At 60.5% G+C, this 25274-nt stretch carries 21 protein-coding genes; 16 read left to right on the forward strand and 5 right to left on the reverse strand.

Translation table 11 applies throughout. The features are described from left to right. A partial coding sequence (locus NR126_RS00005) for an IS1182 family transposase (protein ID WP_256829376.1) occupies positions 1-1357 on the forward strand: 1357 nt, incomplete at its 5' end. A 243-nt stretch (positions 1358-1600) separates the two neighbouring features. On the opposite strand, the gene NR126_RS00010 is transcribed toward NR126_RS00005, so the two are convergent. Beyond that, entirely contained in the window at positions 1601-2476 is an 876-nt protein-coding gene (locus NR126_RS00010) for a LysR family transcriptional regulator (RefSeq protein WP_256829377.1), read from the reverse strand. A gap of 102 nt (positions 2477-2578) precedes the next feature. Here NR126_RS00010 and NR126_RS00015 point away from each other — a divergent pair, with 102 nt between their 5' ends. The 4 genes from NR126_RS00015 to NR126_RS00030 all read left to right on the forward strand — a co-directional run bounded on the left by NR126_RS00015 (position 2579) and on the right by NR126_RS00030 (position 5829). After that, the gene (locus NR126_RS00015) at positions 2579-3514 is read left to right on the forward strand and encodes an NADP-dependent oxidoreductase (RefSeq protein ID WP_256829378.1); all 936 of its coding nucleotides are present in this window, start codon (positions 2579-2581) and stop codon (positions 3512-3514) included. Positions 3515-3546: 32 nt separating this feature from the next. Continuing rightward, complete coding sequence (locus tag NR126_RS00020) at positions 3547-4416, forward strand: NmrA/HSCARG family protein (RefSeq protein ID WP_256829379.1); 870 nt, start codon at positions 3547-3549, stop codon at positions 4414-4416. Positions 4417-4500: 84 nt separating this feature from the next. Next, positions 4501-4908 carry a DoxX family protein gene (locus tag NR126_RS00025; RefSeq protein WP_256829380.1) on the forward strand — a complete coding sequence of 136 codons (408 nt, stop codon included), beginning with the start codon at positions 4501-4503 and terminating at the stop codon, positions 4906-4908. Positions 4909-4926: 18 nt separating this feature from the next. After that, positions 4927-5829 carry a pirin family protein gene (locus tag NR126_RS00030; protein WP_256829381.1) on the forward strand — a complete coding sequence of 301 codons (903 nt, stop codon included), beginning with the start codon at positions 4927-4929 and terminating at the stop codon, positions 5827-5829. Between the two features lie 983 nt (positions 5830-6812). Here NR126_RS00030 and NR126_RS00035 read toward each other — a convergent pair. Next, complete coding sequence (locus NR126_RS00035; protein ID WP_105755426.1) at positions 6813-7301, reverse strand: Lrp/AsnC family transcriptional regulator; 489 nt, start codon at positions 7299-7301, stop codon at positions 6813-6815. 132 nt (positions 7302-7433) lie between these two features. Here NR126_RS00035 and NR126_RS00040 point away from each other — a divergent pair, with 132 nt between their 5' ends. After that, positions 7434-8894, forward strand: coding sequence for an L-lactate permease (locus tag NR126_RS00040; RefSeq protein WP_256829382.1), 1461 nt, complete (start codon positions 7434-7436; stop codon positions 8892-8894). A 250-nt stretch (positions 8895-9144) separates the two neighbouring features. Further along, entirely contained in the window at positions 9145-9639 is a 495-nt protein-coding gene (locus tag NR126_RS00045; protein ID WP_027618250.1) for a DUF1543 domain-containing protein, read from the forward strand. Between the two features lie 179 nt (positions 9640-9818). On the opposite strand, the gene NR126_RS00050 is transcribed toward NR126_RS00045, so the two are convergent. The 3 genes from NR126_RS00050 to NR126_RS00060 form a co-directional block, all read right to left on the reverse strand. Then, the gene (locus NR126_RS00050) at positions 9819-12209 is read right to left on the reverse strand and encodes a TonB-dependent siderophore receptor (protein WP_256829383.1); all 2391 of its coding nucleotides are present in this window, start codon (positions 12207-12209) and stop codon (positions 9819-9821) included. A 121-nt stretch (positions 12210-12330) separates the two neighbouring features. Beyond that, positions 12331-13299, reverse strand: a complete 969-nt coding sequence (locus NR126_RS00055; RefSeq protein ID WP_256829384.1) for a FecR domain-containing protein — start codon at positions 13297-13299, stop codon at positions 12331-12333. Further along, positions 13286-13801 carry a sigma-70 family RNA polymerase sigma factor gene (locus NR126_RS00060; protein ID WP_256829631.1) on the reverse strand — a complete coding sequence of 172 codons (516 nt, stop codon included), beginning with the start codon at positions 13799-13801 and terminating at the stop codon, positions 13286-13288. Before NR126_RS00060 ends, NR126_RS00055 begins: the two co-directional genes overlap by 14 nt. Before the next feature lie 435 nt (positions 13802-14236). On the opposite strand from NR126_RS00060, the gene NR126_RS00065 reads away from it, so the two are divergent. From NR126_RS00065 to NR126_RS00105, 9 genes are all read left to right on the forward strand, one after another. Then, positions 14237-15514 carry a cystathionine gamma-synthase family protein gene (locus NR126_RS00065; RefSeq protein ID WP_105755432.1) on the forward strand — a complete coding sequence of 426 codons (1278 nt, stop codon included), beginning with the start codon at positions 14237-14239 and terminating at the stop codon, positions 15512-15514. A gap of 142 nt (positions 15515-15656) precedes the next feature. Further along, the gene (locus NR126_RS00070; RefSeq protein WP_027618255.1) at positions 15657-17069 is read left to right on the forward strand and encodes an amino acid permease; all 1413 of its coding nucleotides are present in this window, start codon (positions 15657-15659) and stop codon (positions 17067-17069) included. A gap of 107 nt (positions 17070-17176) precedes the next feature. Continuing rightward, positions 17177-18067 carry a LysR substrate-binding domain-containing protein gene (locus NR126_RS00075; protein ID WP_027618256.1) on the forward strand — a complete coding sequence of 297 codons (891 nt, stop codon included), beginning with the start codon at positions 17177-17179 and terminating at the stop codon, positions 18065-18067. 16 nt (positions 18068-18083) lie between these two features. Then, complete coding sequence (thrC, locus tag NR126_RS00080) at positions 18084-19478, forward strand: threonine synthase (RefSeq protein WP_027618257.1); 1395 nt, start codon at positions 18084-18086, stop codon at positions 19476-19478. Next, entirely contained in the window at positions 19475-19912 is a 438-nt protein-coding gene (locus tag NR126_RS00085) for an Lrp/AsnC family transcriptional regulator (protein WP_256829385.1), read from the forward strand. Before thrC ends, NR126_RS00085 begins: the two co-directional genes overlap by 4 nt. Positions 19913-20212: 300 nt before the next feature. Continuing rightward, the gene (locus NR126_RS00090; RefSeq protein ID WP_256829386.1) at positions 20213-21262 is read left to right on the forward strand and encodes a homoserine dehydrogenase; all 1050 of its coding nucleotides are present in this window, start codon (positions 20213-20215) and stop codon (positions 21260-21262) included. Between the two features lie 4 nt (positions 21263-21266). After that, on the forward strand, positions 21267-22679 hold the full coding sequence (locus NR126_RS00095; protein ID WP_256829387.1) for an aldehyde dehydrogenase family protein: 1413 nt from the start codon (positions 21267-21269) through the stop codon (positions 22677-22679). Positions 22680-22978: 299 nt separating this feature from the next. Continuing rightward, positions 22979-24181: a pyridoxal phosphate-dependent aminotransferase gene (locus NR126_RS00100; protein WP_256829388.1), complete on the forward strand. Its 1203-nt coding sequence runs from the start codon at positions 22979-22981 to the stop codon at positions 24179-24181. 53 nt (positions 24182-24234) lie between these two features. Then, on the forward strand, positions 24235-25134 hold the full coding sequence (locus NR126_RS00105) for a transporter substrate-binding domain-containing protein (RefSeq protein WP_027618262.1): 900 nt from the start codon (positions 24235-24237) through the stop codon (positions 25132-25134). The last annotated feature ends 140 nt before the right edge of the window (positions 25135-25274 follow it).

Raw genomic sequence — 25274 nt, forward strand, 5'->3', positions numbered from 1 at the left:
GGCCTGCCTGACGGCAGGCCATTACCGGCCCGCACACAAAAAATCTGACAGTCCCGGTTTTGAGGGCGTCGATCCTGCCGCAACGGGTCGTCCGGCCTATCACCCAGCGGTGTTGCTGAAGATCTATATCTACGGCTATCTCAATCGGATTCAGTCCAGCCGCCGACTTGAACGTGAGGCCGAGCGCAACGTCGAGTTGATGTGGCTAACGGGGCGTTTGGCTCCGGACTTCAAAACCATTGCCGACTTTCGCAAAGACAACGGCAAAGCCATTCGCAGCGTATGCCGCCAGTTCGTAGTTCTTTGTCGCAACCTCAATCTCTTCTCCCAATCGATCATCGCCATCGACGGCAGCAAATTCAAAGCCGTCAATAATCGCGACCGCAACTTCACTCAGGGCAAGGTGAAGGCACGCATGCAGCAGATCGAGCAGAGCATTGATCGATATCTGGCGGCTATGGATTCGGCGGATCGGGCAACGCCCGAAGTGGCCGAGGCCAAAGCAGAGCGGCTTAAAGAAAAGATAGAAACACTGAAAAAACAGATGCAGAAACTCAAGGAAATCGAGGCGCAGCTCCACGAAAGTCCAGACCAGCAGATCTCCCTCACCGATCCAGATGCACGCTCAATGGCCACGAGCGGCCGAGGCACCGGAACGGTTGGCTACAACGTACAAACCGCTGTCGACGACAAACACCATTTGATCATTGCCCATGAGGTGACCAACGTTGGCAATGATCGCGGGCAACTGAGCAATATGGCGAACCAGGCGCGTGAAGAAATCGGAGCTGAATCGCTAACGGTGGTGGCCGACCGAGGCTATTACAAAGGTCTGGAAATCCTTGCTTGCGAGCAAGCTGGCATCACTACCTTCGTACCGAAACCCCTCACATCTGGCAGCAAAGCGGAAGGCAGATTTGGCAAGCAGGACTTCATCTATCTTGCGGCGTCGGACGAGTATCGATGCCCTGCGGGGCAGTTACTAACCAGGCGACATTCGTCGACGGAAGACGGCATGTTATTGCATTGTTATTACTTCACAGGCTGCCAGTCCTGCTCAATGCAAAAGCAATGTACGACGGGTAAGGAGCGCCGTGTGAAGCGCTGGGAACATGAGTCGGTAGTCGACGCGATGCAGGTTCGGCTAGAACATGATCCAGCGATGATGAGGGTTCGTCGACAGACCGTTGAACATCCTTTTGGAACGCTCAAGTGCTGGATGGGAAGTACCCACTTCCTGACCAAAACCCTGCCGAGGGTGAGCACTGAGATGAGCCTTCACGTGCTCGCCTACAACCTCAAACGAATGATGAGCATCTTCGGCATCGCAGGACTGCTTGAGGCGATCAGGGCGTGAACCCAGCCGCTTGGCTCGCAAGTTAGAAGCCGTTTGGGCCGCTGACGCGGCCCAAACGGCATTACGAACGTCTACGTCACTAACTAAGCTAATTCGCGCTTTCGCCCGCTGATTCCATAGGCAACCCTCGCGACTCTCATTTTTGAGGTGTTTAGCGCGTTTTCACACAGCCTGGGCCAAGAGCGGACGTTGGCGAATTGTCTCCACCTCATCGTTGCCTCAGAAGTTCGGCTTAACCGAGTTCTATCCCCTCAGAACAAGCGACATATCCGAATAGTTGTCACACATGAAGTCGACAAATGCGCGAACCTTGGGTGCCGCTAGCCGCCTGGAGGTATGCAGGACCCAGAGTGCCGGCTCTACACCTGACACCATTCCCCACTGAACCAACTCCCCGCGCGCGAGCTGGTTCCAGACGATGGACTGCGGGATCAGGGCTGCACCACCACCGGCTATCGCTGCATCGCGGACCATCAGCAGCGAAGAAAACTGCATTTTTGGAATCGGTTCTACCACCAGCTGCCCGCCATCCAGGCTCCAGTGCGTGGGTTGGAACGTCGGCGTCACGATAGCGGGTACCGGGCTGATCGCGCCGGGCCGCGGACTGGGTATTTCAGGCGCCGCGACTACGATCAGCCTGTCTCTGGCGAAGCAGCGCCCGACCAGGCTGCTGTCCGGGCGAGGGTTGATGCGGATGGCGACGTCAAATTGCTCCTCTACCAGATCCACCATGCGATCTTCCGATACGACCTCGATAAAGACCTCCGGATAGGCCGCACAGAACTCGGCGCCGATACGCCCCATCGCGAGCTGCGAGAACAGTACCGGGGCAGCGACGCGCAGACGTCCACGCGGAGTTGAAACGCCTTCACGTGCTGCCGTCATGGCTTCGGTCACTTCACTCAGCGGTCCTTCCGTTCGCGTCAGTAGCCGCTCACCGGCCTCGGTGAGCTTCAAGCCTCGCGCGCTGCGCTCGATGAGCCTCACGCCCAGCTGTTCCTCAAGGTCGGAGATTCGTCGCGACAGTGTGGCCTTGGAGACACCGCTCGCACGGCTTGCCTTTCCCAGCCCGGAATGGGTGGCGACGAGAATAAAGTCCATCAGCGCGTTGATGCTCATGGTGTTCCATATATGAGACGAGGTGTCTGGATTGTGTGGTCTTCGTTTTGTAAGTGCAACGGAATACTTTTACGTCATCGGGACATGACATGAGGAATTCCAATGACCACCACCCAACGCGCAGTACTGATCCGTGCCTACGGCGGTGCCGACGCCGCACACGTTGCCGATATTGACAAGCCAACACCTGTGCAAGGCCAGGTTCTGGTTCGGGTTCGTGCCGCTGGCGTTAACGGCATCGACTGGAAGGTGCGCGAAGGTCTCGTGCGCAGGGTCTTCGCACTTCCATTGCCCATCGTGCTCGGCGCCGAGATGGCCGGGGTGATCGATGCGGTGGGCCCCGGAACCTCCCGCTTCCGTGTGGGCCAGCGGGTGATCGGGGCGATGGGCGGACTGGGTGCCTACGCAGAATTTGTGAGTGTTAGCGAAGCCAGTCTTTCGCTGACCCCCGAGACGCTGGACGACGTGCAGGCGGCTGCCATACCGGTCGCAGCCGTTGCAGCCTGGAACAGTGTTCATCACGCAGGGCCGATCGTTGCGGGCCAGCGAGTGCTGATTCATGGCGCAGCCGGTGCGCTAGGTGCTTATGCCGTTCAGTTCGCCAAGCGTGCTGGCGCTGAGGTCTTCGCCACGGCGGGCATGGCCGATCTGGATTACGTGCGTAGCCTCGGTGCCGATGAGGTTTTTGATTACCAGTCTCAACGCTTCGAAAACCTCGTCCGCAACATTGATCTGGTGCTCGACTACGTCGGGGGTGAGGTCCTGGACCGCTCGTGGCAGGTATTGGCGCAGGGCGGCGTGATAGTCGGCACGACATCGCCCGACATCCTCGCGCGAACGCCCGCGAATCGTCGGAGCCTCTGGTTCATGAATAAACCTGATCCCCACTTGTTGGCGAGGCTGGCCGGGGAAGTCGCTGGCGGCACGCTCCAGTCGAGAATCGGCGATGTCGTTGGCTTCTCGGATATCCCCAAGGCAATCGAACGCAACCGTACTGTTTCCCGAACGGGCAAGGTCGTTGCGGATTTCACTCGTTGATCCACCCCAAATCCCACGTAGGAGTTTCAAACATGAGCATTCTGGTTATTGGCGCCACCGGCACCATTGGTTCACTGGTCACTCAAGGCCTCGCTGGTGCGGGGGCCGAAGTCAAAGCTCTGGTACGCCAGGCGGGCAAACGAGAGTTCCCGGCTGGCGTCACTGAAGTTGCCGGCGATCTCACTGACGTAGCGTCTATGCGCGCCGCACTTTCGTCGGTGCGCACGCTGTTCCTGCTCAATGCCGTGACGCCTGATGAGGTTACGCAAGCCCTTATCACCCTGAACCTGGCGCGCGAGGCGGGCATTGAACGCATCGTTTACCTGTCGGTGATCCATGCTGACAAATTCACAAATGTCCCGCACTTCACCGGCAAACATACGGTTGAGCGCATGATCGAGAGCTACGACATGCCGGCCACTGTCCTGCGCCCGGCTTACTTCATGCAAAACGACCGCATGGTCCAACAGACTATCGAGAACTACTCGGTATACCCGATGCCGATCGGCGCGGCGGGTGTGTCGATGATCGACGCGCGCGATATCGCTGATGTTGCGGTTGCAGAGCTGCTGCGTCGCGACAAGGCCCCTTCTGCACTGGAACGGATAACGCTGGAGCTGGTTGGGCCGGAAGCGCTCACCGGTGCCTCCGTGGCGAAAGCCTGGAGCGCTGCTCTGGGGCGTGAGATTGCCTACGGAGGTGATGACGTAGCCGCTTTTGAAGGCCAGCTAGCGTCGTATGGCCCCACCTGGCTGGCTTACGACATGCGCCTGATGATGTCGGGTATTCAAACTTTCGGCATGCAATCAGCTCAAGGCACGGTAGAGCAGCTCCAGACGCTCATCGGGCATCCGCTGCGCAGCTATGAAAACTTCGTGCGCGAGGCCGTCGCCGGGGCTTAAGCGCGCAGGCAAGGGGCATGTTCGGTTAGCGCGCGCCCTTTTGATACCTTCACCGTTGGCTTTCACCCCTCAGAGAAAATTGCCATGAGTCACCCAATACCCGTTCAGGCCTCCGGGCAGAGTAAAACGATCAAGCACACCTCCCTTGCGCTACGCCTTGTTGCCGCCGCCGCCTTTTTGGCTGCCGGAGGTGCAAAGCTTATGGGCGCGTCCATGATGGTCGAGGTTTTCGAGCATATCGGTGTGGGCCAATGGTTCCGCATCGTTACGGGGCTGGTCGAGGTCAGCGCTGCCATTGCGCTGCTGGTGACTTTCACCGCTGGGCTGGGTGGATTACTGCTGGCGATCACCATGGTGTTCGCGATTTTCACCCACCTGTTCGTGATAGGTGGCAGTCCCGCTCCGGCAGTTGTGTTGTTGCTGATCACGGCGAGTATTGCCTGGCTCAATCGCGCGAGCCTCTTGAATCTCGTGCGCCTACCGCACGCCTGAATCCGGGGAATCGAAACCATGACAACGTCCTCCCGCTACCCCGATGCCCAAGTGCGCCGGCGTATTGTTCAGCACACGCGTGGCACCGCCGGCCATGGCCCCATAACTCGTCTTATGAGCCCATCGGATCTGGGGCAGCTACTCAAGCCCTTTGTCTTCCTCGATATTTTCGATGTCAGTGGCGATGGCATTCATGCGATGGCTGACATGCCGTTGCATCCCCATTCCGGCATTGCCACCGTGACGATCTTTACCGAAGGTCGGGTGCGCTACAACGATGCGGACAACGGCCAAGGCACGTTCGGATATGGTGGTGTCGAATGGATGCGGGCAAGCGGGGGTGTTTGGCATGGCAAGGAGCTGATAGCCGAAGAAGTGCCTCGCATACAGGGCTTTCAATTATGGATCGCCCTACCTCAAGACCTCGAAAACGCTGAGCCAGAGAGTCGCTACATCGAGTCGGTCGGCGCCAGTGAAGACCAGCCGGCGCGTGTGATTCTCGGCAACTATCAAGGCAGACAAAGCCCTGTGTCTGCACCAGAGGGCGTCAATTACCTGCTGGTCACGTTGAAGCCTGGAGAGCAGTGGGAGTATCAACCTCCGGCGGGGCATAGCGTCGGATGGCTCGCGCTCGCCCAGGGCGAGTTGACTGCCGGGGGCATTATCCAGGCGGGCGAAATGGTCAGTTTCGATTCCAGCGAAGCTCCGGTCGCCTTGCAAGCATTGGGGCAGGAAGACGCGGTATTTGTGCTGGGGTCTGCAGTCCCTCATCCACATGAGCTGCATCTCGGCCACTACTCCGTGCATACCAGCAGGCAGGCGCTGGCGCAGGGGGAACGGCGTATTGCCGAACTGGGCATGAAATTGAAAACGGCCGGGGACCGTCGTACGGCATCAGGAGTGATTCCGATATTCCGCTGATTTTTAACTCGAAGCTGTGCGTGAAAGAGGTGGTGGTCTGCATGCGAATTAGCCGGTCGTTGCAAGGAGATCTTCGCAGATGATTTGGCACTCTGTTTGCTCAAGACCACTGAGTGGCCGATTTGTGGGCTGCAGCAGAGTCGCCTATCGGCCAGAAGCAGATGCTTACCAATTGGTACCTCACTACCCAAGGATGCTTTTCAGAACAAGTTTCAACCGGTCGATGACAATCTGATTTTTTGGAACTCTAACAATAGTATGCCGACCTATCTAATGAGTACTGACAAAAATTAGATGGTGACTCATGACCGCGAGTGAAGAACTAATCGATTTGAATGGTAGATGGAAAATTGCAAATGGTGTCTTGTCATGCCGGAACTGTCTCGCTCAAAAAAAAGAGATTGATCGTGCGCAACCGTTTGAACATTCCCGAGGATGTAGCTACGCATTGCACCGCTATACCCCTTGGGATGAGCTTGATTTGATCAGCAAGAAATTAGGGGGGAACTTCAAGATCCACCTAGCCGCGCGCGAATTTTGATCGATTCTGTAATTGACGATAAACGCCATACGTAGCGCCATTCGATAGACAGAAAGAGACCGGACGCCAGCAGTTTTTGAACGCCCGCTATTGGCGATTTCTGCCTCTCGCAAAGGGCAGTAATCGGCCGATTCTGTTGAAAAAGTCGGCCATGGTTTCCACGGTAGAAAAGTATGCGTCCGAGATTGAAATATTTACTTTTGGCAGAGGCTTCCCGGCGCGGATTTCACGTAGCAGCGTGCAGAAAAAGGCGTTTTCACCCGTCAATGGTCAGGCAGTTTGTGCAGACCGACTTTTTCAACACAATCGGCCAATAGCGGACACCCAGAGCGTCCAAAATCAACCACGAAATAGTACCGTTCCCTTCCGTTATCAAGACGACTGTCTTGGCTAATTCCAAGCGGTTCGATCCGCAAGACGCTCTTCAATGAGCAATGAGCAATCACCCCGGCACGCTCGGCACCCCAAGCCCGACTTTCACACGGTCCAGCGCCACGATGGTCTTGAACCAGGTCACGTTGGCGTTTTCGGCAAACAATCGCCGCGCCAAAGCCTGGTATTCCTGCATGCTGGCAACGGTTAACACCAGGACGAAATCCACTTCGCCAGTGACGTAGTAGCACTGCTGAACTTCGGGCACCGCGAAGTGTGCCTTCATCGCCTCCAGCGCCTCGATGCTGGTGCGCTCTGCCATCACTTCGACAATGATCGTGATCGGCCGTCCGACAGCGGTGGGATCGACGATGGCGACGTTGCCGGTGATGACGCCCACTTCTTCCATTCGCTTGATGCGGCGTTGAACGGCGGCCGTGGAAAGATTGACCTGCTCGGCCATAAGGCGCAGCGGCAGGGTGTTGTCGCGCTGGACGAGGTCGAGGATGGCACGGTCGAATTTGTCCAGGGATTGAGGTGCAGCGTCGTTTTTGGCCATGGTCAACCCGTGAGAAATTTTCTCGAAAACTATCAGAAAACTGCGGCCCTTTATCTAGCCAAGCGAAATATTATTTTGCCAGCAGTCTGCGTACGCAGCCTTAGTCGCAAACACACTCAGGATATTATTGGCATGCTCGCACTGTTCCATCTTTCCCCCGTCCTGTTGGTGACAGCCATGCTCGTCGTGCTGCGCCGGCCACCTGTTCACGCCGCCCTTGCAGGCACTCTATTGGTCATGGTGCTCTGGTTCGCCGGCGCTGCCGACGCGTGGCGCCTGGGCAGTATGGTGGCCGCCGCTGAAGATACGGCCGTGCTGTTTGCAAGTACGGCTTTCGTGATCGTTCCAGGTCTGCTTTTCGTGATTTTTATCGAGCGCATGGGCGTCAATCTGGCGCTTAGCCAATGGGTGCGGTCACTGGGGCTTGGACGCGGCGATCAAGTCGTGTTTATCGTCCTTGGACTGGCACCGTTGCTCGAAGCGATGACCGGCTTCGGCGTGTCGTTGATCGCGACGGTGCCTTTGCTGCTCAGTCTTTTCGAACGGCGGGTCGCGCTACGAATCGCACTGACCGGCATGGCAATCATGCCCTGGGGAACGCTGGGCCTGGCAACGGTCATTGGTGCTTCGTTGGTTCACCTGGACGCCCCCGCGCTGGCATCGACCTCGGCACTGACCAGCGCACCGGTTTTTTTCGCCCTCAGTGCAATCGCGCTCTTTCTTGCAGGCGTTCGTGACGCGCGGGAATGGAGGGCGTTGGGCGCTTTCTGGCTGCTGTTTGTGGGCGTGCTTTACTGTGCCAGTCGGTGGCTGGGGCCGGAAATGGCCGGCGTTGCCGCGGGCCTGGTGACGGCAGCCGCGGTACTCTCTGCCGGGCTGTGGCGCCTGCGCCGCAACGATAGCGAGCGCGGAGCGGTGCAATGGCCGCGTCAGGCATGGCCGTATCTGGTGCTGATTGTCTGCATCGTCGCGTTGAAAGTGGTGTGGACGATCACCTCCTGGCAGGATCACTGGGTTGTCCAGGGCGCCCAGGTCACCTGGAAGCCACTCGCCTCACCTGGTCTGGCACTGGTTCTGGTGTTGATCGGGCTAGGATTTCACACGCGCAACGCACAACGCCAGACAGCCCTCGACGTCAGCATGCCTGCTGCGCTGCTGGCGCGGGCGAAGCGGCCGTTGTTGACCATTTTCTTCTTTCTCGCGATGTCGCAGATGATGGTGAAGGCGGGCTTCCTCGCGGGTTTGATGCAACTGCTGGCAGGCCTGTCGCCCATCGCCGCGACGTCGCTGGTGGCCATGTTTGGCGGGCTGTCAGGCTACATGACCGGGTCGAATGTTGGCGGCAACGCGATCTTCATGCCGGCCATCGCGATGCTGCCCGAATCCTCTCGCCTATTGTTGGCTGCCGTCCAGAACAGCTCGGCAGGGCATGCAGCGCTGGGCTCGCTGTCGATTGTCATGCTGATCCTGGGACTGGCCAAAACCCAGGCCAGGGAGGAAGGCGAGCTGGTCAGGTTTGGCTTCATGCTGGTCTGTCTCAATACCGCGTTAGTCGCGTTGGGCGCAGCGTTGCTGAGTGGATGGATTGGATAGCAGGGTATATGGGGTTGTGAGGAGGGTGTTCCAATCAGTGTTATAGACCGTCCATTTTCGGCCCATAGTAGTCAATCACCGAAGGCGCTAATCTCGCAGACACACCTACACAGGTCCTTGAGGACTGTCAGCTCAAAGCGAGTGAGTGGGAGAAGCGCCATGTCAAACGACCAGTGAACCTCTCGGCCATTGATAACAGGGATTGCGATCTTATGTGTGGTGTCATTTTTTAGTAAAAGAAGGGCGGATAATGCTTTTTGTCGTAATGTTGGGCGGAAAACATCCAAGAGCCAAAATTGAAGTCCATGATATTGCCTTCGTAATAGCTGACAGCTTGGAGGAAGCGTACCCGCAACTTAAACAGCATTGGTTTGGATCCCCTGCGGGCCTTCATATAGATGCATGGATGGCCATTGATGGGGTTGAAGGGTGGAAGTTGGAGCTGAGCGCTGTAGCTCCACGTCCGGGCTCTATGGGTCTGTACTTCATAAATTTGGGAGGTTATGAGAGTAGAACCTTTGGCGAAGCGCATCACTATGCGCTGATAGTTGCGAAAGATAAGCGGGAAGCGACGAGGCTCGGTAAGCGTCAGATATTAAAGCACTGGGCCCAGCCCCATACTGATGGCGTGCTGAATGTGGACGACTGTTTGCCGATTGATGCCATAGATGGACGATATGTTCATCTGGTCGAGGGGGCACACAATGGCATTATTCAGTGCAATGACTACATCGTGTTGTCGTAACCTTTGGTGAGCTCAAAAGGTCGGGAATCATTGGATTTCCCCGCACAACAAACGACCGATTTGGCCGATCTCAGCCTATCTTGAAAGGCTGAAACCGACCCAAGTTGTCAAGGGGGCGAGATCCCTTTCTAACTCGCAGTGCCCGCCAAACAGCGGGCACCACCCTGATCGTAAAAAACCTACCAGTTATAACTAACCTTCGCCGTAATCTCCCGCCCCGGGTTGTAGTAGTTCGCCGTCCCCGACCCCACCACATGCTGCTCATCCAGCAAGTTACTCACGTTCACCGCCAGGTCAGTCCCCTTGGCGATCTTGTAGTTGAAAGCGGCATCAAACAGGGTAGTCCCATCACTCTTGCTGGTGTTCTCCGCATTCATGTAATAAGCCCCAACATAACGCGCCCCCAGGCCAACACTGACGTCAGTGCCTGGCACGTCGTAGTAGCTCCACAGCGAAGCTGAGTGCTTGGGTGCGGTGGTGAATTCGTTGCCTTTAAGGGAGCTGCCGTCGTACAGGGTGCCGCGCAGGACTTCGGATTCCATGTAGGAGTAGCCGCCGATCAGGCTGAGCTCCTGGGTGATTTGCGCCTTGGCTTCGAGGTCGAGCCCGCGGACGCGGGATTCGCCGACGGTTTGCTGTTCGATGATGCCGCTGGGCAGGACCACGGCGATGGTGACGTTTTCCTGGGTCAGGTCGTAGACGGCGGCGGAGAACAGGGCGTCCATGCTCATCGGCGAGTATTTCACGCCGACTTCGTATTGGCGGCCGGTCTGTGGGGTGACGCCGACCTGGGGTGGGGAGACGGATTCGACCATGCTGACGTAGGTCGAGACTTCATCGTTGACGATGTAGGTCAGCGCACCGCGGTAGGAGGTTTCCGAGAAGTTGTCTTTTTCCCTGGATTGCAGACCCTTGCTGGTCAGGTCCATGGAGTCGTTGCGCATGCCGCCGGTGACGATGAAGCGCTCGTAGAACGACAGGTTCTGCTGCAGGAAAACCGCCTTGGTGGTCGCGTCGCGCTTGTTCACGGCATAGGGCGTGAGATCCCGTGAAACCCCGGTGAACACCGGGTTGGCGATGTCGATCGGGGCGGTGAGGGCGTAGAACGAGCTTTCCTTGGTCGACGAATCGAGGTACTCGACGCCCACCAGGCTGCTGCTGTCGATGTTCTCGAAGCGGGCATCGTATTGCAGCATCAGGTTGCCGTTGAACTGGTCGGCTTCGCTGTCCGTTCCGAACAGATAACGGTCAACCGTGGTGCCGACACGCGTCGGGCTGTCGCTCAGGTACACGTAGCCGAAATCATCGGTCAGGGTGCTGTAGCGCATGTTGCTGCGCAGCACGAAGCCGTTATCGAAGTCGTGGGTGACGTTGCCGCTGAGGTTGGTGCGTTCTACATCGTGGAAGTTGTAGCTGGGCTCGCCGAAGAAATCGCTGCGGTCGTATTCCTTGTCCAGCGGGTAGCCACCGCTGTTGGGCGAGCTCTGGGTTTTCAGGTAGTCGAGGACCAGTGTTGCCGAGGTGTAATCGGTCGGCGCCCAGGTCAGGCCGCCCATGAACAACTGGTTGTCGTCCTGGGAGTGGTCGTACTCGCGGTCGCTGTTCTGGCCTTTGGCGGTAAAGCGCCCGGCCACGGTTTTCTCGTCGTTCAGGGCGTCGCCGACATCGATGCCGGTCTCGACATGGTTGAAGGAACCGTAGGTCACATAGCCTTGGCCAAACTGTTCGAAGCGCGGCTGCTTGGTGACGAAGTTCACCGAGCCGCCGGGATCGGCCGGGCCAAACAAAGTGGAGTTGGCGCCCCGCAGAATTTCGATGCGCTCGTAGGCGAACGGGTCTTCGCGGACGCCGCGCATCGAGCTCAGGGTCAGGCCGTCACGGTAGGTGGTGGCCTGGAAGCCGCGAATCTGGAAGTAGTCGTTGCGATCGTCCGAACCGTAGAAGTCGCTGACCACGCCGGGGGTGTATTGCAGCGCCTCTTCGGTGGTGCTGACGCTGCGCTGCTGCATTTCCTTGTTGGTCACCACCGACACCGAGGCGGGGGTATTGAGGATGCTGGTGGCGACTTTGCCGCCGACCCAGAGCTCCTTGGCGACCACCGATTGGTCGTCGTCATCGGCGCCGGAGCGGACCTTGGCGTTGATGATCACGGGCGCGAGGCGGTAGTCCTCGACGTCGGTGGCGTCCAGTTCCAGGGGGCCGGCAGTGGCGGGGCGCGGGGTCAGCAGGTAGGCGTTCGGGCCTTGCTGCTCGAACTGCAATTCGCTGCCCTGCAGCAACGAGGACAGGGCGGCCGAGGTGTCGAGGCCGCCGTTGACCCCTTGAGTGGTGCGGTTGGCCACGCTCGCCGCATCGTAGGACAGGCTGATGCCGGCCTCGCGGGCAAAGCGGTCAAGCGCCGGCGCCAGTGGGCCGGGCGCGATGTTCCACTGTTGGACCTGGCGGCTGTGCCCGGCGCTCGAAGGTTGCGCCAGTGACGGCAGCATGTAGCTGCCGACGAACAGACCGAGGATCGCGGCCTGCAGGGCTCGACTCAATGGATGGCGCTGTGGAACCGGGGACAAACGCATTTTCTCGCTCCGAGGAAGGGTGTTGGCTGACTGGCCTGTATTCCGGCCTTCCTTACAGGTCGAGCGAGAATAAGAAATTCCCTCATTATATTTTGCAAATATGTTGAGGGGGTGACTGGACTCAGCTGGGGGCGGTCAATGTCACCCAGTAGCGGGTCCGGTAATCGATCTGCAAGCGCAGGGATTGCGCGACCAGGGTCAGTACCTGGTCGTTGTCGGCCAGTTGGAAGGTGCCGGACACGCGGCGCTCGGCCACCTCGTCGGCGCAGCGCAGGACGCCGGGGCGGTAGCGCGACAGTTCGGCAACGAAATCAGCCAGGCGCATATTGCGTGCGCTGATCACGCCGTCGCTCCAGCCCCAAGGGTCGAGGCCGTTATCCTTCAAGTCACGGGGGCCGTTTGCGGTGAATAGCAGTTGATGGGTGGCCTGGACGGGGGGCTGACCCGAACCGGGAAATACCGTCGCGGCGCCGCCCTGAACCGCGAGCAGGGTGCCATCGTCACGCTCGCGGGCCAGCAAGCGGCTGCCCTGGGCGCGAATCAGCCCGTCGCGGGTTTGCACCCACAAAGGGCGGGGGTGCGCCGCGTGTTGATCAGCGCCGACGTCCACGATGAGTTCACCACGGCGCAGAATGATCAGGCGGCGTTGTGGGGTGAAATCGCTGTCGATGGCGCTGTCGCTGTTGAGCTGGATCTGGCTGCCGTCATCGAACTGGAAGCGCCTTTGTTCGCCGGTGTCGCTGCGCTGCTCGGCCAGCATGGCGGGCAGGGGAGTGTAATCGCGGCCGAACCAGGCCGCACCGCCAACCGTGGCGAACAGCGCCAGCAGTTTCAGACCTTCGCGGCGACCCATGCCCCGGTGGCTGCTGTCGAGGGTTTGCCGGGCCAATTGCGCGGGGATGCCGGCGAAGTCATCGCCGAGGGATGCCACGCGCTGCCACGCCAGTTGATGTTCCGGGCGTTGTTGCAGCCAGTGCTGGAAGTCGCCCTGGGTTTGCTCATCGGCCTGGTTGAATCGCAGGCGCACCAGCCAGTCGATGGCCTGGTCGACCAGCGCGGGGTCTAGCGTTTGTGGCTCACGCATCGACATAGCGCAGGCGATAACAGTGTTGCAGGGCCTTGGCCAGGTCGCGTTCCACCGTCGAGACGGAAACACCGAGTTGTGTAGCGATTTGCGCGCAGCTCAGGCCCTCAAGCTGGGCCAGCAGGAAGGCCTGGCGAACCCGTGGCTTGAGGGCGTCGAGCATGCGTTCGATACGCTCCAGGGCATCGAGGATCAGTATTCGGCTTTCTTCGCAAGGGACGTCCTGGCGCGGCAGCAGCGCGACGCTTTCGAGGTAGGCCCGTTCGAGTTCGCGTCGGCGGTACTGGTCGATCATCAGTCCGCGGGCAATGCTGCTCAGGTAGGCACGGGGCTCACGCAGAGGGCTTGTCTGGCGGGATTTGAGCAGGCGGACAAAGGTGTCCTGCGCCAGATCCGCCGCGTGCTCGCGGCATCCGGTGCGCCGGCTCAGCCAACCGTGCAGCCACGAATGGTGGGTGCGGTAGAGCAACCCGAGGTCTGCAGTAGCGGGGGAATCGTTGCTGACCATCGGCATCCCGGAAGGTACATGATTGATAATTAATCTCATTCTACTCGGGGGATGGGGTTGCAGGCAAATGGCCTGCGATGCGCGGTGTCAGGTCATGCAGATGGCGGATGTCAGGGCCTCATCGCTGGCAGGCCAGCTCCCACAGGGGTTTTGTAAGCGCCACAGGATCTATGGTCGACACAAAACCCTGTAGGAGCCAGCCTGCTGGCGATGGTCGTCAACGAAAACGCGCGCTGTCTGAATGTACGCGGCGGTCGTGGGTTTTTCGCGAGCAGGCTCGCTCCTACAAGGTTTGAGGTGATGCTCCAAGCCATTAAAAAACCCACCCCTCAGACCACAGATCCATCGTTTCACCCCCCGCGCGCATTTCCCTATATTGCCCCCCATACCCGGTGAGTGACTCAACGCTTGCCGTCTTCAATGCGAGAAGTCTTCATGAATAAAAAAACTGACAGCGCAGGGCTGCCGAATGCCGGTGCGGGGACTCGGGTGGTGTGGGGTGGCGAGCAGGTGCGCCATCCGTATAACGCGACGCAGACGCCGATCGTTGCCAGTGCGGCCTACGGCTACGACGACATCGATCACTGGTACGACGTGGCGCTGGGCAAGGAGCCTGGCTTCATCTATAGCCGTATGAGCAATCCGACAGTCGAAGTGCTGGAAGCGAAGATTTGCGAGCTGGAACAGGCTGCGTCGGCGGTGGCGTTCAGCACCGGCATGGCAGCGATCAGCAGCGTGCTTTACACCTTTCTGATGCATGGCGACCGGGTGGTTTCGACCCGCGACAGCTACGGCGGCACCAATAAAATTTTCGAGGAGTTCCTGCCGCGCATGGGCGTGGCGGTGACCTTGTGCGAGACCTTCGATCACGAGCAGATCGAGGCCGAGATCGCCAAGGGTTGCAAGGTGCTGTACCTGGAAACTCCGACCAACCCGACCCTGAAGATTCTCGACATCCAGCGTCTGGTGACGGCGGCCAAGCGCGTCGGCGCGCTGGTGGTGGCGGACAATACCTTCGCCACACCACTGAACCAGAACCCGCTGGCGCTCGGCGTGGACGTGGTGATTCACAGCGCGACCAAATTCCTCAGCGGTCACGGCGACGTGTTGGGTGGTCTGGTCTGCGGCAGCGAAGCCTTGATGGCCGAGGTGCGGCACTACCGGGAAATCAACGGCGCGGCCCTCGATCCGTTCTCGGCGTTCATGATTATTCGCGGGATGAAAACCCTGGTGCTGCGCATGCGTCAGCAGCAGCACAGCGCGCGCGCCCTGGCGGATTTCCTGTGCACCGAGCCGCTGGTGGAATCGGTGAATTATCCGGGGCTGGCGAGCCATCCGAACCATACGATTGCCTGCGCGCAGATGCGCGGTTTCGGCGCCATCGTCAGCTTTGTGCTGGTGGGGGGTATGGACACGGTCAAGCTGCTGCTGCCGCGTCTGCGTTATGCCCACTGTGCGGGCAATCTCGGTGCGGTGGAAACCATCTACGGCCCGGCGCGCACCACCAGTCACGTCGAGAACACCCTGGAGGAGCGTCAGGCCCTGGGGATTTCCGAAGGGTTGGTGCGGGTCTCGGTTGGCATCGAAGACACCGACGACCTGCTCGAAGACCTGCAACAAGCCTTTGCTTTTGTCCGCCGCTCGCGCGAACCGCAAGCCTCGGCCGTCACCCGGTCCGCCGTCCAGCAGCCTTGCCCCGAGACCGCAGGCTGACCCCGGCGTCCCCCATCCCACGGCACCTCCCGCCGTGGGACTTCATGAAGAGCGATAACAATAAAACGTAGCGGCGACCTGTTTTTCCTCTGCCAGGTAACTCGCGCAGACGCGTGCCCTAACTACTTTCATGAGAACAACCATGTCCAGACAAGAACAACAACTCAATCCGCGTTCCGGATTCAAACAGGAAATGCAGACCCGGCATATTGTCATGCTCGCCCTCGGCGGCGTGATCGGCACCGGGCTGTTCCTCACCTCCGGCTACACCGTCAACCAGGCCGGGCCGATGGGCGCGGTGATCGCCTACATCATCGGCGCGCTGATGGTGTACATGGTGATGATGTGCCTCGGCGAACTGGCGGTGCAGATGCCCGAGACCGGTTCCTTCAGCACCTACGCCACCCGCTTTCTCGGCCCTGGCACCGGCTACACCGTGGCCTGGCTGTACTGGCTGACCTGGACCGTGGCCATCGGCTCGGAATTCACCGCCGCCGGGATCCTCATGACCCGCTGGTTCCCCGACACCCCGGTGTGGATCTGGAGCGCGATGTTTGCCGGCGTGGTGTTCCTCACCAACGTGATCTCGGTTCGACTGTTTGCCGAGACCGAGTTCTGGTTGTCGCTGATTAAGGTGGTGACGGTGATCGTGTTCCTGATGATCGGCGGGGGGGCGATTCTCGGCTTGTTGAACATCGAACAGGCGCACAGCATCGGCCTCGGCAACTTCACCCGCGAAGGGCTGTTCCCCACCGGCTTCATGCCGATCGCCATGACCCTGCTGGCGGTGGCCTTTGCCTTCTCCGGCACCGAACTGATCGGCATTGCCGCCGGTGAAACCAAGGACCCGCAACGCAACGTGCCACGGGCGATCCGCACCACGGTGCTGCGCCTGGCGATCTTCTTTGTCGGCACCATCTTCGTCCTGGCGACCCTGTTGCCTCGCGAGCAGGCCGGTCTGGTGGAGAGTCCGTTCGTCACGGTGTTCACCTATATCGGCATCCCGTACTCAGCGGACATCATGAATTTCGTGATCATCACCGCGCTGTTGTCGGCGGCCAACTCCGGTCTCTATGCTGCCTCGCGGATGCTCTGGACCCTCAGCGATCAGGGGCACTTGCCCAAGCAGTTCTCGGCCCTGACCCGCATGGGTACGCCGCTGAATGCGATCATTGTCAGCATGGCCGGTGGTGCCGCGTCCTTGCTCAGCAGCGTGTTCGCCGCCGACACCATCTACCTGGCGCTGGTGTCGATTTCCGGCCTCGCGGTGGTCGTGGTGTGGATGAGCATCGCCGCCAGCCAGATCGCCTTCCGCCGGCACTACGTGGCCAACGGCGGTGACATCAACGACCTGAAGTTCCGCGTCCGTGGTTATCCATGGGTGCCGCTGGGCGCGTTGGTGTGCTGCAGCCTGGCTTGCGTCGGCATCGCCTTCGACCCCGAGCAGCGCGTTGCCCTGTACTTCGGCTTGCCTTTCATCGCCTGGTGCTACTTCGTGTATTACATTACCCGCAAAAGCCGCGAGCGCCGCTTGTCCCTGGCCCCGGTGGTGTAAACGAGGCGGTCCCGGTTCCCCTGTGGGAGCGAGCCTGCTCGCGAAAAAAACTTGAGAGCACCACAACTCTCTCGCTCCTACAACTACCGCCCCCCGAGCCCCAACCCATGAAGCAAAAACCGCTCCCCCCACTCAACTGGCTACGCGCCTTCGAGGTCTCGGCCCGCAATCTCAACTTCACCCACGCCGCCGACGAGCTGTTCCTGACCCAGGGCGCGGTCAGCCAGCAGATCCGCCAGCTGGAAAGCCACCTCGGCGTGGCGCTGTTCAAGCGCCTGGCCCGGGGCCTGGCGCTGACCGAGGAAGGCCAGTCCTACCTGCCGGTGGTACAGGACGCGATCACCCGGCTGGCGGTGGGCACCAACGAGATTTTCGGCCAGCACCAGCGGCGGCCGATCAAGGTGCGCGGCAGTTTGTCGTTCTTCGTGCACTGGCTGGCGCCGAAGCTGGTGAGCTTCCAGCAGGCCCATCCGCAGGTGGATATCCGCTATATCAGCAATATCTGGGTCAAGGAACTGGACGGCGAAGACGACATGGAAATTCGCTGGGGTCATGGACAGTGGCCCGGACTGGTCGCGCAGCGCCTGACCTGGGACAGCCTGGTGCCGGTCTGCTCGCCGGCGCTGATGGCCCGCTCGCCGATCAAGGAGCCCAGCGATGTGGCCCAGCATCGGCTGCTGCACGTGTTGGGTTATGAAGAGGGCTGGGGCTACTGGGCAAATATGGTCGGTGCCCAGGGGGTCGACCCCTCAAGCGGCATGCAGTTCGACACCCTGATTTCCACCTTGCGCATGGCCGAGCTGGGGCAGGGGATTGCCCTGGCGCGTTCGTCGATGGTGGTCGAGTTGCTGCGCGAAGGGCGGCTGGTCGAGCCGTTCCAGCAGCGCATCGAGGCCAGCGAGTCGTTTTACCTGGTGCGCGGGGCTGGCGCCGACCAGCACCCCGACGCCGTGATGTTTGCCACCTGGTTGGTCGAACAGGCCCACCGCTTCAAATAAATGGCCGGAGCCCAACATGCGTTATGTGAGTACCCGCAGTTCTGCAATCAGCGCCGATTTCGAACAGGTGGTGTTGTCCGCCATCGCCGCCGACGGCGGTTTGTTCGTGCCGGTCGAGCTGCCGCGTTTCAGCCCGCAGGAGATCGCCAACTGGTCGACCCTGGCCTATGACGAACTGGCCTGGCGGGTGATCAGCCGGTTTGTCGGCGAAGCGATTCCCGAGGGCGATTTGCGCGAGCTGCTCAAGGCCGCCTGCAGCTCTTTCAGCCACCGTTCGGTGGCGCCGTTGCATCAGGTCGACCGTAATGAGTGGGTGCTGGAACTGTTCCATGGCCCGACCCGGTCTTCCAAGGATTTTGCCGCTCAGTTGCAAGCGCAACTGGTGCAGTACTTTTTGCGCAAACGCCAGCGTCGCGCCCTGGTGCTCGGCGCTACCAATGGCGATACCGGGCTGGCGGCGATCGAGGCGTTCAAGGATTGTGAGGACGCCGAGCTGGTGCTGGTCTATCCGCAGACGGGCATCGCGCCGCAGCAGTGGCAGCAGTTGCAGGCGGTAGATCAGCAACGGGTGCATCGCCTGGCGCTCAATGGCAGCTTCGACCAGTGCCAGACCCTGGTTACCGAAGTGTTCCGAGACTGGCCGTGCGCCGAGTATGAGGCGGTCAGTTTCAACTCGAGCAACTGGGTCAGCGTGCTGGCGCACCTGGTGTTCTATTTCCACGCGGTGTTGCAGTTGGGGGGAGGGCAGCGCCCCATTGGTTTCAGCGTGCCGGCAGCGAGTTTCGCCCAGGTGTATGCCGGCTATATCGCCGAGAAGATGGGCTTGCCGATCACTCAGATGATCGTCGCGACCAATCGCAATGACGCCCTGCATCAGCTGTTCCTGAAGAATCACTACTCTCGCGGGCAGGCCAACAGCACCTTGTCGCCGGCCATGGACCTGTCGATCTTCTCCAACCTCGAACGGTTCCTCTGGGAGCTGTATGGGCATGACGGCGATGCGGTGCGGGCGCTGATGGAGCGCTTCGAGGTCACGGGCGAGATGAGCATGGCCAACGAGTGCTGGTTGCAGGCGCGGATGATCATCGATTCCTACTCGGTGAGCGATGCCGAGACGGTTGAGGAAATCACTTCGCTGCACCGTGACACCGGCTATGTCATCGACCCGCACACCGCCACCGGGGTGCTTGCGGCACGCTTGTATCGGCGCAGTCTGGTGGCGCCGATGGTGACCCTGGGCGAGATTGCGCCCGGCAAGTCGGCGCGGTTGTTGGCCGAATTGGGGATTGCTGTTGTACCGGTCGGGGATGATGAGCTGCAGCCATGCGGGTCGCGGCTGTCTGGCATCGAAGCCGATGATTTGGCGGCGATTCGGCAACGTTTGCAGGCACTGCCAAAGGAGGCGACATGAAGCGCATTCTCGATCCGCTTGACGAGCGAATCATCGCCGAACTGCGACTAAACGCCCGCGCCGCCCATGCCGAGCTGGCGGCCAAGGTCAACCTGTCGCGCAACGCCGTGCGCCAACGCATCGAACGCCTGGAGCGGGACGGCGCGATCCAGGGCTACACGGTACGCACCGGCGAGGGCCTCGACGGCAGTTCGCAGATCAATGCGGTGATCTTCGTCTACCGCTACGACCGCATGCGCGGCGCTGAAGTCCTGCATGCGTTGCGGGCGATGCCGGAAGTCATCCAGTGCGATGTCATGAGCGGCGAATTCGACCTGATGCTGCGCGTCGGCGCCGCGACCCCGGAACGCGTGCACCGGGTGTGGAACCAGATATCGGCCCTGCCGGGGGTGGAAAACACCGTGACCTCGTTTGTGTTGTCGTCGGTGGTGTAGACAGCCCATAGCCATGTTGCGCCGAACGCAGGTGTGCATTTGGCGCAGAACCTTGTAGGAGCCAGCCTGCTCGCGCCCAACCTGAGACCGCTGCGGGGTGTCAGGTTGGGCGCGTTATCGTTAACGACCATCGCGAGCAGCGGAACGCCGCCCGGGCGGCTCCAACAGGAGGCAATCTGTGGCCGCAGGCACTGGTCAAAACGCTCAATAAATGAAGCAAATTGACCTATTTCACTGCCCGCCCCCCACACCTAACCTAGTGCCCAACAACCCACTCACCTGGATCAAGGGCCTATAACAATGACTGAATATAAACTCGCGCTGGTCGGCTTTGGTGGTGTCAACCGTGCCTTGGCGCAGTTGATTGCCGAGCGTAATCAACAGTGGAAAACCGAGCTCGGTTTGACCTTGAAAATCGTCGGCGTGACCGATCTGTTCCTCGGCTCGATCATCGGCCGCGACGGTCTCGACGCCGCGCAACTGGCCAGCCTGCCAGCGGCCAAAGGGGCATTCGCGCAGTTGCCGGGCGGTCATGCCGAAGCACTGAATGAAGCGGTGATCAAGGAATCCGGCGCCGACATTATTGCCGAAGCGACCTTCACCAACCCGGTCGACGGCGAGCCGGCCACCACCTTCTGCCGTTGGGCGCTGGAAGCGGGCAAGCATGTGGTCACCACCAACAAGGGCCCGATTGCCCTGCATGCCGATGAACTCAAGACCCTGGCGCGCCGCAACAACGTGGCCTTCGAATACGAAGGCGCAGTGATGAGTGGCACCCCGGTGATCCGCCTGGCCAAGCAGACCCTGGCCGGCAGCGAGATGAGTGGTTTCGAGGGCATTCTCAATGGCACCTCGAACTTCGTCCTGACCCGCATGGAAAGCGGCCTGGCGTTTGCCGAGGCAGTGCGCGAAGCACAAGAGTTGGGGTACGCCGAAGCCGATCCAAGCGCCGACGTCGATGGCTATGACGTACGCCTGAAAGTGGTGATCCTCGCCAACGAACTGCTCGACGCCAAGCTCAGCATCAACGATGTCAGCTGCCGTGGCATCAGCGCCCTGACCCTGGCCGACATCGACCATGCCCGCGCCGACGGTGCCCGCTGGAAGCTGATCGGTGCCGCCTCGCGCAACGCCGACGGCTCGATCAACGCCAGCGTCGAACCACGCTTGTTGCCCAATGCCCATCCACTGGCAGGGATCAGCGGGGCGATCAATGCCGTGTCGTTCAACACCGGCCTGCTCGGCGCGGTGACCGTCTCGGGCCCAGGCGCCGGGCGCACTGAAACGGCCTATGCGCTGTTGTCGGACATCATCAGCTTGCACAACACCGTTGCCTCTGCCCAGGAGTAAGCCTGTGAACGTATCGCGTCTGGCCCTGGCGGTCGTCGAGCCACAAATCGACGTATTCAACCCGTTTGACGGCAGCGTCATTGGCCGTGTCGACCAGGTCTGTGCGACCCAGGTCCCGCAACTGCTCGAGCAGGGCCGCCAGGGTGCGCGGCTGTGTGCCGGCCTGCCGCGTCATCGCCGGGCGCGAATCCTCGAGCAGGCCGCGCTGGACATCGAGCGCGACGCCCGGGTGTTCGCCCAACTGATTGTCGACGAAGCCGGCAAGACCCTGGTGCAGGCGCAGAAGGAGGTCAAACGCTGCGTCAATACCCTGAAATTGTCGGCTGAAGAGGCCAAGCGCAACGCCGGCGAGGTGGTGCCGTTCGATGCCTACGAAGGCTCGGAATCGCGCCAGGGCTGGTTCACCCGCGAGCCGTTGGGCTTGATCGTGGCGATCACGCCGTACAACGATCCGCTGAACCTGGTGGCGCACAAGCTCGGCCCGGCGATTGCCGGCGGTAATGCGGTGATCCTCAAGCCTTCGGAACTGGCGCCGTTGTCGGCCCTGCGCCTGGTGTCCTACCTGGTGCAGGCCGGGTTGCCGGAGTCGGTGGTGACCGTTGCCACTGGTGGCGCGGAACTGGGCAAGGCGCTGGTGGCGGCCCGTGAGGTGCGAATGATTTCCTTCACCGGCGGCTTCGTCACCGGCGAACAGATCGCCCGCACCGCCGGCTTGAAGAAGCTGGCAATGGACCTCGGCGGCAACGCCCCGGTGATCGTCATGGGTGACTGCGACTTGCCGGCGGCCATCGACAGTTGCGTCTCCGGGGCCTTCTGGGCGGCGGGGCAGAACTGCATCGGCACCCAGCGGCTGCTGGTCCAGGCCTCGGTGTACGAGGCGTTCCGCGAGGGTTTTGTGCGCCAGGCCGCCGCGCTGGTGGCCGGCAATCCGGCGCTGGCCGGCACTGATATCGGTCCGATGATCAGCGTGCAGGCCGCGCAGAATGCCGAGAATGTGGTCAACGAAGCGATCTGTGAAGGTGCCACGCTGCTGTGCGGTCACCAGCGTCAGGGTTCGTGCTACTCGGCGACCGTGCTGGAGAACGTCAATCATGCCAGCCGTTTGTGGCGCCATGAGGTGTTCGCTCCGGTCGTGGTGCTGCAGCCGTTCGACAGCTTCGAGCAGGCGATCGCCCTGGCCAACGAACCGGAATACAGCCTGCACGCCGGGATCTTCACCGGCAACCTCGACACCGCCATGCGCGCGGCGCGGCAGATCGAGGCGGGCGGGGTGATGATCAATGACTCGTCCGACTACCGTTTCGATGCGATGCCGTTTGGTGGTTCGAAGTACGGCAGCCTCGGCCGCGAAGGCGTGCGCTTCGCTTATGAGGAGATGACCCAGCCCAAGGTGGTGTGCCTGAACACCCTTGGCTAAGGCTTGATACTCGTTCGAACAGGTCGTTTTGGCACCGGTCAGGTTTGGTCACCCGCCGGTGCCTTTTTTTAGTTGTCGTACCACCTCCGCGCACCATAAACGCACACATTAAGCCCGAATCCCCCAATAACCACGGTTATGAAGGGATTTTCGGGCTTTTTTCATGGGCCTGAAATCAGTCGGTTTTGGTGATTGCGAAATCAGAAAATCGCATGTCATACTACGTCGTACAACAACTGAGAGGCGCTAGACGATCCTCCGAAGATCGTTAGTGCACCTCCAAGGAAGGCGGGTATTTCATGAGTTTTGAAAGTCAGCGCGTCAAACAGATTTCCTCTTCTCCCAGCATGATCATCTCCATGCGCGCCAAGGAACTGGCCAACGAGGGTCGCGACATTGTCGACATGAGCCTCGGCGAACCGGACTTCGATACTCCGGCGCACATCGTCGACGCGGCCGCCCAGGCCATGCGTGACGGCCATACCCGCTACACCGCGCCGCAAGGCACCCTGGCCCTGCGCCAGGCGATCGTCGGCAAGTTCCAGCGCGAAAACGGCCTGGTCTACAGCGTCGACGAAATCACCGTCGGCAACGGCGCCAAGCAAGTCATCTTCAACACCTTCATGGCCACCCTCGAAGCCGGCGACGAGGTGATCATCCCCGCGCCGTACTGGGTCTCCTATTCCGATATCGTCACCCTCAACGGCGGCAGCCCGCAGGTCATTCCTTGTGGCATCGAGGCCGGCTTCAAACTCACCGCCGAGGCGCTGCAAGCCGCTCTGACCGAGAACAGCCGCTGGCTGATCCTCAACTCACCGTCCAACCCGAGCGGGGCGATCTACACCGAGGCCGAATTGCAGGCGCTGGGCAAGGTGCTCGAGGATTTCCCACGAGTGCTGGTGATGTCCGATGAGATCTACGAGCACGTGCTGCTCGCCGACCAGCCCTTCGTCTCGTTCGGCAATGCCTGCCCGCAACTGCGCGAGCGCACGCTGCTGATCAATGGCGTGGCCAAGGCCTACGCCATGACCGGCTGGCGCATCGGTTACGCCGCCGGGCCCAAGGCGTTGATCGCGGCGATCAGCAAGATCCAGTCCCAGAGCACTTCGGGTGCCAGTGCGATTTCCCAGGAAGCGTCGCGCGCCGCCCTCGAAGGACCGCAGGATTTCGTCAGCCGCAGCGCCGCTGAGTACGCCGAGCGCGGGCGCGTGTTGGTGGAGGGTCTGAGTCAATGTGAAGGTTTGCGCCTGAGCGCACCGGCGGGGGCGTTCTATGCCTTCCCCGAGTGCAGCCAGTTGTTCGGTCGGGTCACTCCCGAAGGGCGAGTGATCAGTGATGACGTCGAGTTGTCGTCCTACCTGCTCAACCACGCCGGGGTGGCGGTGGTGCCGGGCTTGGCATTCGGTTTGCCGGGTTACTTCCGGCTGTCGTTCGCCACCTCGCGAGAAAAAATCGAAAAAGCTGTCGTCAACATCCGCGAAGCGCTGTCAGCCCTGCGCTGAAGCCTTCGCCTTTTGCTGTGCCCAAGCTGCCATAACAATAGTCGGAGATCCCCATGCTCGATAAAAAGAAACAGCTGCTCGCCCTCGTCATTGCTGCGTGCCTGGGCACCAGCGCCGCACAGGCGGACGAATTGACCGGAACCCTGAAGAAGATCAAGGAATCAGGGACCGTCACCCTCGGTTATCGCGACGCCTCGTTGCCGTTCTCTTACCTCAATGACGCGCAGCAACCGATTGGCTACAGCATTGATCTGTGCCAGAAGATCGTCGACCAGATCAAGGTCAAGGTCGGCGAGCCCAACCTCAAGACCGAATACGTCTCGGTGGTCGCGGCCACCCGTACACCTCTGCTGATTAACGGCACCATCGACCTCGAGTGCGGCGTCACCACCAACACCGTCGAGCGCCAGAAGCAGATCGGTTTCCTGCTCACCAGCTATGTGGCCAGCGCCAAGTACGCGGTGAAGAAAAACGCCGGGATCAACAGTGTCGACGATCTCAAGGGCAAGGCGGTGGTGGTGATCACCGGCGGCAGTGGTGAGTGGATCACCAAGAACCTCAACCGCGACAAGCAACTGGACCTGAAAATCCTCAACGCGAAAGATGGCGGCGAAGCCTTCCTGATGTTGGAAACCGGTCGCGCAGTGGCCTACATCAACGACGATGTGCAACTGATGGCGACTATCGCCCAGAGCCGCAACCCGGATAACTACACCTTGCTGCCCGAGCCAATGTCGGCAGAACCCTATGCCATCGGCATCCGCAAAAACGACCCGCAGTTCAAGACCTTTGCCGACGACGTGCTGCGCAACCTCTACAGCAGCGGCGTGATCAACAGCCAGTACCCGAAATGGTTCGAGCAACCGATTCCGCCGAAAAACGCGGTGATTAACCTGCCGATGAGCGACGCGCTGAAACAGGCGATCGCCAATCCGAACGACACCGGGGTCTGATCACGGCGGGTCAAACAGCTGATCTCCCCGATTTCGGGACCGTACTACATCCCCCTGTAGGAGCGAGCCCGCTCGCGAAGAACGCGCCCATTCTGAATGAACGCGGCGCCCTCAGGCTCTTCGCGAGCAGGCTCGCTCCG

It is taken from the genome of Pseudomonas sp. Pse1 (assembly GCF_024519635.1).
GTDB lineage: Bacteria > Pseudomonadota > Gammaproteobacteria > Pseudomonadales > Pseudomonadaceae > Aquipseudomonas.

What these genes read in the sequence shown, in the direction of transcription:
- NR126_RS00010 (WP_256829377.1), bottom strand. Translation starts at nt 2,476, where the DNA reads ATGAGCATCAACGCGCTGATGGACTTTATTCTCGTCGCCACCCATTCC.
- NR126_RS00015 (WP_256829378.1), top strand. Translation starts at nt 2,579, where the DNA reads ATGACCACCACCCAACGCGCAGTACTGATCCGTGCCTACGGCGGTGCC.
- NR126_RS00020 (WP_256829379.1), top strand. Translation starts at nt 3,547, where the DNA reads ATGAGCATTCTGGTTATTGGCGCCACCGGCACCATTGGTTCACTGGTC.
- NR126_RS00025 (WP_256829380.1), top strand. Translation starts at nt 4,501, where the DNA reads ATGAGTCACCCAATACCCGTTCAGGCCTCCGGGCAGAGTAAAACGATC.
- NR126_RS00030 (WP_256829381.1), top strand. Translation starts at nt 4,927, where the DNA reads ATGACAACGTCCTCCCGCTACCCCGATGCCCAAGTGCGCCGGCGTATT.
- NR126_RS00035 (WP_105755426.1), bottom strand. Translation starts at nt 7,301, where the DNA reads ATGGCCAAAAACGACGCTGCACCTCAATCCCTGGACAAATTCGACCGT.
- NR126_RS00040 (WP_256829382.1), top strand. Translation starts at nt 7,434, where the DNA reads ATGCTCGCACTGTTCCATCTTTCCCCCGTCCTGTTGGTGACAGCCATG.
- NR126_RS00045 (WP_027618250.1), top strand. Translation starts at nt 9,145, where the DNA reads ATGCTTTTTGTCGTAATGTTGGGCGGAAAACATCCAAGAGCCAAAATT.
- NR126_RS00050 (WP_256829383.1), bottom strand. Translation starts at nt 12,209, where the DNA reads ATGCGTTTGTCCCCGGTTCCACAGCGCCATCCATTGAGTCGAGCCCTG.
- NR126_RS00055 (WP_256829384.1), bottom strand. Translation starts at nt 13,299, where the DNA reads ATGTCGATGCGTGAGCCACAAACGCTAGACCCCGCGCTGGTCGACCAG.
- NR126_RS00060 (WP_256829631.1), bottom strand. Translation starts at nt 13,801, where the DNA reads ATGGTCAGCAACGATTCCCCCGCTACTGCAGACCTCGGGTTGCTCTAC.
- NR126_RS00065 (WP_105755432.1), top strand. Translation starts at nt 14,237, where the DNA reads ATGAATAAAAAAACTGACAGCGCAGGGCTGCCGAATGCCGGTGCGGGG.
- NR126_RS00070 (WP_027618255.1), top strand. Translation starts at nt 15,657, where the DNA reads ATGTCCAGACAAGAACAACAACTCAATCCGCGTTCCGGATTCAAACAG.
- NR126_RS00075 (WP_027618256.1), top strand. Translation starts at nt 17,177, where the DNA reads ATGAAGCAAAAACCGCTCCCCCCACTCAACTGGCTACGCGCCTTCGAG.
- thrC (WP_027618257.1), top strand. Translation starts at nt 18,084, where the DNA reads ATGCGTTATGTGAGTACCCGCAGTTCTGCAATCAGCGCCGATTTCGAA.
- NR126_RS00085 (WP_256829385.1), top strand. Translation starts at nt 19,475, where the DNA reads ATGAAGCGCATTCTCGATCCGCTTGACGAGCGAATCATCGCCGAACTG.
- NR126_RS00090 (WP_256829386.1), top strand. Translation starts at nt 20,213, where the DNA reads ATGACTGAATATAAACTCGCGCTGGTCGGCTTTGGTGGTGTCAACCGT.
- NR126_RS00100 (WP_256829388.1), top strand. Translation starts at nt 22,979, where the DNA reads ATGAGTTTTGAAAGTCAGCGCGTCAAACAGATTTCCTCTTCTCCCAGC.
- NR126_RS00105 (WP_027618262.1), top strand. Translation starts at nt 24,235, where the DNA reads ATGCTCGATAAAAAGAAACAGCTGCTCGCCCTCGTCATTGCTGCGTGC.